Genomic DNA, 12,236 nt, shown 5'->3' on the forward strand with positions numbered 1-12,236 from the left:
TCTCCCACCGAGGCAAACCGTGCGCTCCCGGGACTTTCTGCTAAAATCTTCCCCATGCTTCCCTGGTTTCAAAACCAATTCCCGCTCTACCTCGCCCCCATGGCGGGAGTTACCGACCACGTCTTTCGCCAGCTTTGCAAAGAACAGGGCGCCGACGTCATGGTCACCGAGTTCGTTTCCGCCGAAGGCATCCTCCGCCGCAACGAACGCACCTGCGAATACCTCGCCTTCACCCCCGACGAACGCCCCCTCGGCGTGCAACTCTTCGGAGCCGACCCCGAGCACCTCGGCGAAGCCGCCCGCTCCGTTATCGACTGGGTGCAACCCGACTTCATCGACCTCAACTTCGGCTGCCCCGTCAATAAAGTCGTCAGCAAACTCGGCGGCTCCGCCCTCCTGCGCGATTGCCCCCTCCTCGGCCGCGTCGCCAGCGCCGTCGTCCGGGCGGCGGGAAACGTCCCCGTCACCGGCAAAATCCGCATCGGCTGGAGCGCCACCACCATCAACGCCACCGAAACCGCCCATGTCCTTGAGGACAGCGGCATCCAGGCCATCGCCGTCCACGGACGCACCAAAGAGCAGGGCTACAGCGGACGCGCTGATTGGGACGTGATCGGTGAAGTCGCCGCCAGCGTCCAAATTCCCGTCATCGGCAACGGCGACATCGCCAGCCCCATCGACGTGGAACTCCGCCGTGCGCAAACCGGCGTCGCGGGCATCATGATCGGACGCGCCGCCATGACCGCCCCCTGGATTTTCCGAATGATCAAACACTACCTCGCCACCGGCGAAGTCCTGCCCGACATCGCATTGGAACTCAAATGGGAATTCGTCCAACGCCACGCCCGCGCCGTCGTCGCCGCTTCCATTGCCACCGGCCGCCCTGAACAACCCGCCATGCACTCCCTGCGCGCGCGCCTCATGGCCTATTCACGCGGGATGCCCGGCGGCAAACACCTCCGCAGCCGCCTGCAAAGCGTGTCGAGTTTGAGCGAATTGGAAGTCATCGCTGCCGAACACATCACGTGGTTTCAAGAACGCGAAGCCGCCGGACTTGCAGGGTAATCAGACCCAGAACCTTGCAACTAAAGTTTTCCATCCACAGGATGCTGGTGACACCGCGCGGATAGTATTTCGAGCCCACAGGTTTCCCGTCGATGATCTGATCGCAGAAGGCCCAATAGCCGCACCCTTCCTTCTGCCACTTCTCGTGGGCGGCATCGGCTTCGGGCTGGTCAACGTGAAACACGATGCGCGCGACATGCTGGCAAAGGGCGATCTTGCTCATCCAGGTGTTGCGGCTCGTCGAGGAGAGTTTCCAACCGCCGTCATCGCAGAGGCAGAGGCCGGGACGAAGCACCGTGCCGAGGTGCCGTTCCAGAGCCTGGATCAAACTCCCGAATCGTCCGCTGGAGCTGACGGCGTCGGCGTCGCCCCATTCCAACGGGAAAACGAGGCACTCGATGGCGGGGATGATGGCGCTTTGGTTGGCACCTTCAAAGACCGCAGGGATAAAGCCGAGGGCTGGATCGAATTTCGCGGTGATACTTTGGGCCGCCAGTCCAGCGCCGGCTTCTGCCTGGTCGCCGGTTGCGTGATCGCCGAGCCGGTGGAGCATTCGTGCGAGGCCAAGGTAGGAGGCCCAGCATTTTACTGCGACATAGAGATTGTTCCGAGCCTGGCCGAGCGAAGCATCGAGCGAATCGTAGGTGGTGATCTCCTGTCCTGAAACGCAGCGCGATGAGTCCAATCCCATGATGCCATTCCGCTGCGCCGGATCCGGATGATCGCGCCGCCGCATACTCTCAAGGCACGCCCGCACAACGTATTCGTTCTGCCGCAGCCACGCGTCGTCGTCCTCGCCTTCGACGTAGGTCGTAGCGCACAAGATCCAATTACAGAGCTGCTCTTGCGTCATGTAGCTGAAACAGCCCGGCTTGTCCGGCATTTCATAGGAGGAATGACCGTGTGGCGAAAAGCGATTCAACACCCCCATGTCGTGCGTGAATGAGATACCACCGGGGAATAGGTTTTCGCCCGCCGGCTCGCGCAGTTCGTCCACGTAGCTGTAATGCCGGACAAAGCTATCGAGGATGTTTCGCACGACCCATGGGTTGGTGCGCATCTCGAAGAACAATTGATCCACGGAGAGATCGAACGTGTTCATCATGCAATATTCACCCTCGTTCACGATCCAGAACGGCTCGCCCGCGACCTCGAGCAATTGGGAGGAGCCGTAGTAGCTGCGCGTGGAGTGCGCGATCAGGAAGCGCTGCGATGGGTTAAGCGGCGCGGCTTCGAGCGCGTTGTCGAGTTCGCGGGCCCACCTGGCGCGTTCAGCATGATGAGTGAGCGCGTAGTGCGTCACGTCGAGCAGCGAGGCAAAACAGCGCGTATAGTAGTAGGAGCCCTCGAGGCGGCCGGTCACGATGCCCGGCACAAACCAGCTCAAAACCAGCGGCAAGGTGCGCTTTTCGCCAGCCGGCACGAGGACCGCAATGCCGGCGGTGCTGAACAAGACATGCGGCACGCGCGCGGCCAAAGCTTCATGCAAATCAGGGCCGACGATCACGCGCACGCCAGCGCTGGCCGGCGTCGCCACGCCCAGCGAACCGGTGAACTCCAGACCTGTCAAACTGTCGTCCGACAGCAAGTTGACTCCGGCCTTGGCGAAATGGATCGCGAAAAAGCCAGTCATCTCCGTGGTGCCGTCGGAGTTATCCCACTCGATCTCGGCCGTGACAGCCGGCAGCAAAGATCGGCGCAAAGCTTCCACGGTTGCTGGCGCGGGCTCGGGAATCGGCCCGAAAGGAGAATCGATTCGCAGGCGAAAGCCGGGCACAGTCCACTCGTCCGCGGCCCATCCGAGTTTGCGCTGGATGTCGGCTTCCGCGAACGCCTGCAGCTTTCTGGGGACTTCCGCAGTCCCATGCTCACCGAGGAACGCGGCGGTCGCGCTGGCGTGCTCCGGTTCAAAGAACGGCAGGCATTGCAGCGTCGCGCCGTCGCGCGTATAGCCGGCGTAAACGTGCTGATTCCCCGGCGCGCGTCCGTCGTTTACGCCGAATCCGCCGCGAGTGTGAAAGTGCCCGAGTGTGAACGTGCCGTAAGCGCCCGGCGCCGCGTGATGGGCGTTGTAGTTGATCGTCACAGGGCCGAGTGACTGTCGGATTATTTCACGGCAGCCATCCACATGTCCGCCATGAGGGCATTACCGGCAGGTGAAGGATGCACCCCATCGGGCAGCCAATGTTCGGCAGGCGACTGACAGCAGGCAGCGGCAAAAATTCCATCGAATGGGATATAAGCGACCGCAAATTCCGCTGCGAGTTCCCGAATGGCCGTGATCTTTGGATCAATGTCCTCGCGCCAAGTGCGACGATCTTTCCCAACGGGCAAAAGGAACGGCTCCAGAATGATGATGCGCGCTCCGAGTTCATCGCGGACACGTTCCAAAATGCGGCGATAGCTGGCTTGGAAGGCTCCAGTTTCGGAGATGATATTGCTGTCGTAACGACGCCAGGTGTCGTTGATTCCCGCCAGAATAGAAACCACGGTCGGTTTGAAAGCGAGCAGATCGGATTCGATGCGATCCTCAATATCGTAGATGCGATTGCCGCTCATGCCGCAATTGATAATGGTGAGTTCGGGTGATTGCAGTTCTGTGCGAATGCGTTCGCTCAACAGACGCACGTAGCCCACTCCCAGAGCGAGGGGGTCGTTTAGGGCGGCATCGCGTTTGCGCCCTCGATCGGTGATGCTGTCGCCAGTGAAAAGAATGGTGTCGGTGGGTTTGATTATCATAATTTTATTCAGGTATCCAAAAAGTAGTGCACGGGGTGGAGGGTTCGGGGATTCCGTCGAGTTCCAAGGCGATTGCCGTATCCAGTGGATCGGGCAAGGGAACAGGAAGATTTTTTAAAAATAATCGATCTCCTGTCTGCTGAAAATCGACCGATTCGCCGGTCGCTACCAAACGTGCGGACAGGACGCGGTTCTTGATTTCCGCGAAGCAAAGCTCGACTCCGGTGCTGTTCCAGATATGTAGATAAACGGTATTTCCCCGCGTAGTGACGCGGCCCCAATTGCTCCACGTAAAAGGCGAACGACTGCTGCTGTAGATCGTATCGCCGTTGCGCTTTAGCCAGGCTCCGACTTCGCGCAAAATTTGTTCGGACTCTGCGGGGATTGTGCCATCGGCCTTGGGACCGACGTTGAGCAGCAGATTCCCGGCCTTTGAAGCCGTTTCTGTGAGTAACTGGACAACCTGCCGAGCGGATTTCCAATTTGTATCGCCTGCGTGATAAGCCCAGTTGTCATTAAGCGTCATACACGCTTCCCACAGCACGTCATCCTTGGGGGCGCGGATTGCCTGTTCGCTGATCCGCACATGTGACGGCGGACCGTTGCGCTCATTGATCAGCAGATGTGGCTGCAAACGCAACAATTCCTCGTTGACTTCACGGCTCTGGAGATTTTCAGGAATGCAGCCGTCGTACCAAAGATAGTCGATTTTGCCATAGCCGGTCATTAGTTCGATAAGCTGAGAACGATAGTAGGCTATGAATCGTTCGCGAACGGCTTTGCTTGTCCAGTCTTCTACCCCAGGCCAATCACGAAAGTAAGCTCCTGGATAGTCCGGGTGCGACCAATCGGCCGGAGAGTAGTACAATCCCACCTTCAGGCCCGCTGAACGAAACGCCTCGACGAAGGGTCCCACCAAGTCGCGTTTCGGTCCGATCTTACCGGCATGAAAATCCCCTGTTTTGGTAGGCCAGAGAGCGAACCCGTCGTGATGACGTGCTGTCAGTATCGCATACCCCATTCCGACTTCTTTTGCGAGTTTCGCCCACGAGGCGGGATCGTAGTTTTCCGCGCGGAAATTCTCCGCATACATCCGCTTGTATTCGTCCTGCGGGATTTTCTCTCGATTACGTATCCATTCGCCACGGCCCGCAACTGAGTAGGCCCCCCAATGAATAAACATCCCGTAACGGGCTTCGTGAAACCAAGAATTTTTACCCATAAATTTTTTGTTTATACAACCGGGTTCTTCAAACAACTGAGGGCCATCGGAGAAAGCTAAGTAAGCGGAGCGGGATGAAGGCCGGTTGCCACTTCGATAAGGTAATTGTATCACGGGTCGCCCCGATGACAGCATTTCCGTTGGATACACAATCCATACAGAAATTCGAGCCTTATACGTTATGAGATATTGATTCCGGCCGCGCAAAGAAAACGCCGTCTAGCGAAAATGTGTGTGACGAAGACGTTTTCTTCTCGTAACGGATAAAAGAGCGCAAGCGGTTTATGAAAAGCGCGGGATTTTCGGAGCCTGTAATGAGGAAGTCTTCGCCGACATCACTGAATCGGCGAAGTTCGTCAATTCGACTCAGGGCGAGTTTGGAATTGCCGAGGAGACTCGTTTTGGTGGGCGGAAAACCAGTTGGAAAATTGAGAAAGATGGCGAAACCCCAGATCCACAGCAATGCATTTGACAGAAGTTCCCTGCCTGCGGAGTTGCTCGCTAGCGAATGCTACCCGCCGGCATTCATGATATTGCCGCGGGGTCATTCCGAGTTCGTGGCGCCAGAGCCGATCCAATTGACCAGCCGTAAGGCCGTACTTTGCGGCGAATGTTTGCCGCAGGTATCGCTCGCGTAAATCAATCGTGGACAAACTTCGATGGCTTTCGCGAACGCGAGGGTCATGAATAAGTGGCGGTTCGAAGCGAAATTTGTGCAACGCGGCAATTCGCAAGAGATTACGAAGAAACGCAAGAGTCAGTTCCTGAATCTCTAGCATCTCCGGCAATGAAAGAAGCACCCCGTAGATTTTTAAAGTTTGTTCCCGAGTCAGGCGTCGGATAACTTTTGCCCCACACAACCGCGTCATTGCTCGCGAAGCCACTCGGTCCGGGGCAAAACGGACAATGGGAATCCCGCGCCACTCCGCCCCGTTTTCAGGGCTTTTAACGGCGAGATGGATGGAGATGATACGAGCGTTGTCAGAAAAGTGCTGTGTACGTTCGCCGGGAATGCAGACGATCCATTCTTTTTTCCCGGCGCAAGTGTCAACAGTGACACCGTCTTTGTGCATGGTCACGCTGCCTTCCAGCAGGTGGCAGACGGTCAAAACCGTGCCTTGAAAAGTGCCGGATTTCCCGGAGGGAGGCCCCTCGTAGCAGCGGTCGAGAACGACATGGAGAGCTTGCCAGTCAAAGAGAAAAGGTTCGATTTCCTTCACGGTAGGAGGCCCATATTTATTAACTTTATGCCCAAGGCTGTAAAGCACATACGCGTGCCTTCGGCGATGATGGCTATTAGGATGCTTCTGACTTTCATGAAAATCACTTCGCTTACGCCATATATTGTCGATTGTTTCCGAACAAACTGGGTTTTTCTAAAAGTGGAAACCTCCGACGGTATTTACGGTTGGGGGGAGGCCTCGCTCGAATATCGCGAGCTGACCGTGGCAGAGGCAATGCGCGAGATTGGCCGAACAGTGATCGGACGCCGGGCCGGGGACATCGAGGCGCTTTGGCACGAAGTGAATCGGGAGGTGTATTACCGCGGTGGACCAGTTTACATGTCGGCACTGGGCGCGTTGGAGATGGCATTGTGGGACATCAAGGGCAAGGCACTGGGGGTGCCGGTGTACGAGATGCTGGGCGGGAAAGTGCGGGACGTTATCCCGTGCTACGCGAATGCGTGGTTCACCGGGGCGCGAAAGCCAGAGGAATTTGCGACCAAGGCCCGGACGGCAGTCGAGGCCGGTTACAAGGGACTCAAGTGGGATCCGTTCGGGGATGCCTATTTGGATTTAACGCCCGGGGGGCTGCGGGCAGCGGAGGCGTGTGTGGCGGCGGTGGCGGAAGCGGTGGACGGGCGCGCGGAGCTTTTGATTGAGGGGCACGGGCGTTTCAATGTCCCCGCGGCGGTGCGGGCAGCCGATATGCTGAAAGCTTTCGGCGTGGGCTGGTTTGAGGAACCGCTGCCGCCCGGGAACCTGGAGGCACTGGCCGACGTGCGACGGCGTTCGCAGGTGCCAATTGCGGCCGGGGAACGTCTTTACAGCCGGTGGGACTATGTGCCGTTCTTTGCGTCGAAGTGCGCGGATTTCGCCCAGGCGGACGTGATCCATGCGGGAGGAATTTCCGAATTGCGGCGGATTGCCGAAATGGCGGAGGCACATTTTATTCCCTGCTGTCCTCACAATCCCTGCGGGCCAGTGGCGAATGCTGCCACGCTGCACGTCGCGGCGGTTTCCCACAATATCCCTCGCCTGGAAACGATGGCAACGGACGTGCCGTGGCGAAAAGAAGTTAGTCGGGAGGATACGCGCTTCGTGGACGGCAGTCTGACAATTCCGAATACGCCGGGACTAGGAGTGGACATCGACGTGGCCGCACTAAAGAAATATCCATATCAGCCGCATCCGCTGCGGCACTATGCTGGAACCCTGACGGACATTCGCCCCGTGGATTCGGGCTACATTTTCGAGAACCAAAAATGAAGGCATCGGAAAAGCGGAAGACGGTGTTGGTGACTGGTTCCACGCAAAATCTGGGATTTGCCATTGCGACGGCTTTCACCGACACGGGCGCGTGTGTGGTGGTTCACGGACAGTGCGAGGACGAAGCTACGGATACTCGGCGGCGTTTGAAGGAACGAGCGCCGCAGGCAGAAGTGGAAGCGGTGGCCTTTGATTTGGGAAAGAGTGTGGAGATCGAGCGAGGATTTGCTGGGCTGAAAAAACGAGGCCTGTTACCTGATGTGCTAGTAAACAATGCGGCCAATTTGGGCCTGGGCGATTCCGGTTTTCTGGAACAAAGTCCAGAATTCTTTCGGAAGGTGCTGGAAGTAAATCTGTTCGGTGTTTTCTACTGCTCTCAATTGGCGGCGGCGGAAATGAAGCGCCGGGGCCGGGGCTCGATCGTGAACATTTCCTCGTTAGCCGGGGAGCGGGCTGTCTGGGGACGCAGTGCTTACAATACGAGCAAGGCGGCGCTGGACGGATTGACGCGCTCGATGGTGCTGGAACTCGCAGAGCACGGGATTCGGATCAATACTGTGGTGCCAGGTTACGTATGGACGCCGCGCTGGGAGAAGATCGGAAGTAAGGCGACCACGCGACGTCGAAAAAACATCCCTGTTGGAGTACCGACTACTGTGGAAGAAATCGCGCGACTAGTACTATTCCTGGCTTTGGACGAAGGGCCCACACTGCTAGGTGCTCGCGTGGTGATCGACGGGGGCCTGAGCGTTCAGCAAGTGCCGAAAGATGCAGGTGCGTGATTTTTTCCTTAAACATAACCCGAGAACAATGAGTAACACATCCGCCTACGCCTCCTATCCAAACTTAACGTATTTGGGCCGACTGAAAACACGCACGAGCCGGGAGATCGCTTCGTCCCGGCTGGGGGTTGGTTTTGAAACGCTGGATAGGGATATGTGGAACCCAGACCAGGCCTGGCCTGTGCTGAGCGCTCTAGGGGTGAAATGGGCACGGGTACAGACAGGATGGGCAAAGACAGAGCAACAGGAAGGCGTCTATGAGTTTGCTTGGCTCGACGAGATCGTGGATAAGCTGATCGAGCGTGGGGTGAAGCCTTGGCTGAGCCTGAGTTACGGTAACCGACTTTATACGGAGTCAGCCTCGCCCGCGGGAGTCGGCTTTCCGCCGATCCACACGGAGAAAGAACGTCGAGCGTGGCAGAATTACGTGGAAGCGGTGGTGAGCCATTTTCGAAACCGCCTAGACCATTACGAGGTATGGAACGAGCCTGATTTGCTGTCATTCTGGAAGCCGCTGCCGCGGGCGTCCGAATACGTCGATCTGGTGCGCCTTTCTGCCGAGTCGGTACGGAAGCACCAGCCGGAGGCCAAGATGATCGGCGGAGCGATTGCCTGGGGAATGACGCCGTGGAGCATCAAATTCTTGGAAGATTGCCTGAAGCTAGGTATCCACGAGTGGGTCGATATTGTTTCTTACCACGGCTACAAGTCGATCCCGGAACGTCACAGCATGCAGGAGTTCCCGGCCTTTCGGCATATCTTAAACAAATACAAGCCGACGCTCGGCTTATGGCAGGGTGAGTCGGGGGTGCAGTCGTATGTGCCGGAAAAGGCGCGAGGCGTGGGGGCTCTATCGACGATGAAGTTCAGCGAGGCGATTCAGGCCCGGATGCTGCTTCGACGCTTTCTGCTGGAACTTGGGAACGACACAGGTATGTGCAGTTATTTTCACATGGCGGACTTCGCCCACTACTCAGACTTAAAGGAGACCTTCCATTACGGCTTGGTGCGTTTGGAGGACGGGTCACTGAAGCCGGCTTATTACGCGCTTCAATCGCTGGCTACGCTCTTGAGTGATCCGATGGAGCCAGCCCACGGCCGCACTTCCTGCCATATGAGCGTGTTGAGCGACACAGCCGACCCGCGTGCGACGAAGGTGGCCACGTGGCAGGAAAACTTCGTCTGCGGCGACGTACCGGTTCATGCGTGGTGGCTGCCGGAATCTGTGGAGACTGATCCGGAGGTCCAGCCGATGGAGATGACGTATTGGATCGCCTCTGGGCTGAAATTGGATAAGCCTGTATTGATTGATCCGTTGACCCAGGAGGTTTATGCGGTTTCCTTTGAAATGGACAAACGGACGTGCGCGGAAACGTGGATGTCGCCCGATCCGGATGCGGAAGGGGTGCGCATCTTTAAACCGCTGCCGATCAGCAACACGCCGCTGTTTTTGACGGATCGTTCGCTAGTGTCGCTTCGGGACGAGACAAAGTAGCCATTTGGCGAAACCTGTTCTCGAACTTTGTCCATTACCGCTGCGCGCGGCATCAATGATTTTTTGTGGCCAACCGCTCGTGAGCTTGTTGCGGTGAATTCTCCTACAATGCTTCAATTGAGGAACGAAGAGAAACCTGCGGCTTATAGGTGGCTTTGAAAGTCCGTATTACGTGATCTATTATCGGCATTCGGCGAACATCATCCGCGATACAAGCCGCCATCTCTCCTGCGGAAAACATCACAACATCCACTTTGACATCCTTTCTATGAAAATAAGGGATTCGAAGGATTCCACGACAAAAAGCAACCCGATATCGTTGGATTAAGTCCTCCAAAACAAGTGGGTCGCCATTGCAGATCGAATCAGATCCTTCCTGGTCAATAAACGCCAAGGCCGGAATTCCACTCCGTTCGAGTCTTTTGAAAAGGTCTGAAAGCTCTGTGGGCTGTCCTGAAAAAAAGTGTCCGCTGATGCCCGCGGCTGCAAATATCTCAAGAAAAGTTCGCTCTGCCTTCGCTGTTAGTGACCGTTTCGCTTTCGGAAAAACGACGTGCCGAATTCCGATTTCCTTCCATTTCCGCGCTAGTTCTTCATAACCTGCCTGCCAGTCTTGCAGGTACGTTGGGAGCAAAATGTCAGACACGCAGTCAGTTGGTTGAATGAGAATTTGTTGCACTCCCAAGTCCCTCAATGAAAGGATGGCACTACGCGCGGCAGGGGGAGGAGTATGCCACAAGACCGAATCAAGTCGGTGATGAATCAACCGCTCCGTGAATTCCGGTCTTTCCACTTCTTCGCCACGATAAAAAATGAGGTCTGCAACGAATCCGCTTCGACGCAAGCCCTCCTCTAATTCGACGTAGAAGCTTCGCGAATATGGGGAGGCCACAAACGTATGCAGACGCACCGGCACTCCGACCACTGCGCGCACTTCTCTCCGCGAAGGAACCGCCCGGCCTGACAGCAAAGTCTGCGAGCCCCGAATTCGGATTAGAAGCCCTTTTCTTTCAAGGGCCTCGTACGATAAGGCGACAGTACGCAACGGAACGTGGAAGAAGTCTGTGATCTCTCGCATCGAGTAGAACGGCTGAGAATGTTCTCTTCGCTGCTGCTTACTCACGAACTCCAACAACCGGATCAAGGCGACCTGCTGGCTATCGTTACCCGTGAAGCCGACAAAATCCGAAAAAACTTCCGTAAGAGGAGAAAGGGAGCGTTGAATTTTTTTTCGCGCCATGAAACACGGATAGCCTAACCGTTGAAACGGTAATAGTTTATGCAATGTGTATATTCACATTCTTTTGCAGGCAAGCTGTATCTTCATCGGTCTATGACTAAAGGTTTTGCGCTGGTTGGACTCGGATTTGGGCAATGGGTCTTAAAAGACTTTCTGACCGGAGCAAAGGCCGATCCATTTTTCAAGCTCCAGGCCGTCTGCGATCTCGATCTGGATTTGGCAAAAAGAGTCGCCGCCGAATACGGAGTCCGGGCGGAGTCCTCGCTAGACCGGCTTCTCAGAGACAGCACTATCGAGGTGATCGGCCTTTTCACCGGGCCGACGGGCCGTGCGGCGTTAATTCGGAAAATCGTTGCGGCAGGCCGACACGTCATGACCACAAAGCCTTTCGAGACGGATCCGGCAGCTGCGGATGTGTTGGAACTTGCCAAGGAGCGGGGCTGCGTGGTGATGATGAACTCTCCGCAAAGACCGGAGTGCCGAGTTGATCTGACGGCGATCAGTGAGTGGCAGGTGGAATTTTCCCTCGGAGAACCCATCGCAGTGCATTCGGAAGTCTGGGCATCCTATTGCGAGAAGGCCGACGGCGGCTGGCAGGATGATCCTCGAACCTGTCCCGCTGCCCCCTTATTCCGGCTCTCGATTTATGCCATCAACGATTTGATTTCCCTCTTTGGCAAGGTGGAGTCGGTAGGCGTGCTGACGGCGCGGCGTTTTACTGACCGCCCGACCCCCGACAACGCTTGCGCGCAGATGAAGTTTCTAAACGGCATGCTGGCCTCGTTTACCTCTTCTTTTTGCGTGGACGATACCGAGCCTTATCAATCGTCTCTGATTCTTCATTTCCAGAGGGGCACGATTTACCGGAACATGATGCGTGCCGTGCGCGGCACACCTTCTAAGGGCGTGTCGTTGAATCTCGTCTGTTCGCAAGGAGGGGAACGCCGATTAGCCCAAATGGAAATACCGATTTCCATCGGGGAATATCCGTGGGAGGTCTTGTATCAAGCGATAGCCCAAAAATCGCAGTCCTTTATGCCCGACACAGAAGTCGTTGCGGAAGGCTTGCGGGTGATTGATGCCATTCGCAGGTCGGAACAAAGCGGTCATACGGAGCGCGTGATGAGGGGGTAAAACCAAGTGAGCCTTCGGAACTTCCAATCGCGTCCGAGAATCTTTGACAGAGCATCAAACCACACGACGT

At 56.5% G+C, this 12,236-nt stretch carries 10 protein-coding genes; 5 read left to right on the plus strand and 5 right to left on the minus strand.

Annotation, left to right across the window (positions count from 1 at the left end):
* The first annotated feature begins 54 nt into the window (after positions 1 to 54).
* On the plus strand, positions 55 to 1,065 hold the full coding sequence (gene dusB, locus ABIT76_13560; protein ID MEO7934175.1) for a tRNA dihydrouridine synthase DusB: 1,011 nt from the start codon (positions 55 to 57) through the stop codon (positions 1,063 to 1,065).
* On the opposite strand, the gene ABIT76_13565 is transcribed toward dusB, so the two are convergent.
* The 4 genes from ABIT76_13565 to ABIT76_13580 all read right to left on the minus strand — a co-directional run bounded on the left by ABIT76_13565 (position 1,022) and on the right by ABIT76_13580 (position 6,246).
* Entirely contained in the window at positions 1,022 to 3,151 is a 2,130-nt protein-coding gene (locus tag ABIT76_13565) for a glycoside hydrolase family 52 protein (GenBank protein ID MEO7934176.1), read from the minus strand. The two genes, dusB and ABIT76_13565, sit on opposite strands and share 44 nt — an antisense overlap.
* A gap of 20 nt (positions 3,152 to 3,171) precedes the next feature.
* Entirely contained in the window at positions 3,172 to 3,804 is a 633-nt protein-coding gene (locus ABIT76_13570) for an SGNH/GDSL hydrolase family protein (protein MEO7934177.1), read from the minus strand.
* Positions 3,805 to 3,808: 4 nt separating this feature from the next.
* Positions 3,809 to 5,026: an alpha-L-fucosidase gene (locus ABIT76_13575; protein ID MEO7934178.1), complete on the minus strand. Its 1,218-nt coding sequence runs from the start codon at positions 5,024 to 5,026 to the stop codon at positions 3,809 to 3,811.
* Positions 5,027 to 5,382: 356 nt separating this feature from the next.
* A complete protein-coding gene (locus ABIT76_13580) occupies positions 5,383 to 6,246 on the minus strand; it encodes a helix-turn-helix domain-containing protein (protein MEO7934179.1) in 864 nt (287 codons plus the stop codon).
* Positions 6,247 to 6,342: 96 nt separating this feature from the next.
* Here ABIT76_13580 and ABIT76_13585 point away from each other — a divergent pair, with 96 nt between their 5' ends.
* The 3 genes from ABIT76_13585 to ABIT76_13595 are packed head-to-tail and all read left to right on the plus strand — an operon-like array spanning position 6,343 to position 9,792.
* Positions 6,343 to 7,515 (plus strand): mandelate racemase/muconate lactonizing enzyme family protein, encoded by a 1,173-nt coding sequence (locus ABIT76_13585; GenBank protein MEO7934180.1) that lies wholly within the window; start codon positions 6,343 to 6,345, stop codon positions 7,513 to 7,515.
* Positions 7,512 to 8,297, plus strand: coding sequence for an SDR family oxidoreductase (locus ABIT76_13590; GenBank protein ID MEO7934181.1), 786 nt, complete (start codon positions 7,512 to 7,514; stop codon positions 8,295 to 8,297). Before ABIT76_13585 ends, ABIT76_13590 begins: the two co-directional genes overlap by 4 nt.
* A 28-nt stretch (positions 8,298 to 8,325) precedes the next feature.
* On the plus strand, positions 8,326 to 9,792 hold the full coding sequence (locus ABIT76_13595) for a beta-galactosidase (protein ID MEO7934182.1): 1,467 nt from the start codon (positions 8,326 to 8,328) through the stop codon (positions 9,790 to 9,792).
* A 103-nt stretch (positions 9,793 to 9,895) separates the two neighbouring features.
* Here ABIT76_13595 and ABIT76_13600 read toward each other — a convergent pair whose 3' ends face one another.
* Positions 9,896 to 11,032 (minus strand): hypothetical protein, encoded by a 1,137-nt coding sequence (locus tag ABIT76_13600; protein ID MEO7934183.1) that lies wholly within the window; start codon positions 11,030 to 11,032, stop codon positions 9,896 to 9,898.
* Positions 11,033 to 11,125: 93 nt separating this feature from the next.
* Between ABIT76_13600 and ABIT76_13605 the strand changes: the two genes are divergently transcribed.
* Positions 11,126 to 12,166 (plus strand): Gfo/Idh/MocA family oxidoreductase, encoded by a 1,041-nt coding sequence (locus ABIT76_13605; GenBank protein ID MEO7934184.1) that lies wholly within the window; start codon positions 11,126 to 11,128, stop codon positions 12,164 to 12,166.
* Positions 12,167 to 12,236: the final 70 nt, after the last annotated feature.

This window comes from Chthoniobacterales bacterium, assembly GCA_039930045.1.
Taxonomy (GTDB): Bacteria; Verrucomicrobiota; Verrucomicrobiia; order Chthoniobacterales; family DASVRZ01; genus DASVRZ01.

What these genes read in the sequence shown, in the direction of transcription:
- dusB (MEO7934175.1), top strand. Translation starts at nt 55, where the DNA reads ATGCTTCCCTGGTTTCAAAACCAATTCCCGCTCTACCTCGCCCCCATG.
- ABIT76_13590 (MEO7934181.1), top strand. Translation starts at nt 7,512, where the DNA reads ATGAAGGCATCGGAAAAGCGGAAGACGGTGTTGGTGACTGGTTCCACG.
- ABIT76_13585 (MEO7934180.1), top strand. Translation starts at nt 6,343, where the DNA reads ATGAAAATCACTTCGCTTACGCCATATATTGTCGATTGTTTCCGAACA.
- ABIT76_13570 (MEO7934177.1), bottom strand. Translation starts at nt 3,804, where the DNA reads ATGATAATCAAACCCACCGACACCATTCTTTTCACTGGCGACAGCATC.
- ABIT76_13575 (MEO7934178.1), bottom strand. Translation starts at nt 5,026, where the DNA reads ATGGGTAAAAATTCTTGGTTTCACGAAGCCCGTTACGGGATGTTTATT.
- ABIT76_13600 (MEO7934183.1), bottom strand. Translation starts at nt 11,032, where the DNA reads ATGGCGCGAAAAAAAATTCAACGCTCCCTTTCTCCTCTTACGGAAGTT.
- ABIT76_13595 (MEO7934182.1), top strand. Translation starts at nt 8,326, where the DNA reads ATGAGTAACACATCCGCCTACGCCTCCTATCCAAACTTAACGTATTTG.
- ABIT76_13605 (MEO7934184.1), top strand. Translation starts at nt 11,126, where the DNA reads ATGACTAAAGGTTTTGCGCTGGTTGGACTCGGATTTGGGCAATGGGTC.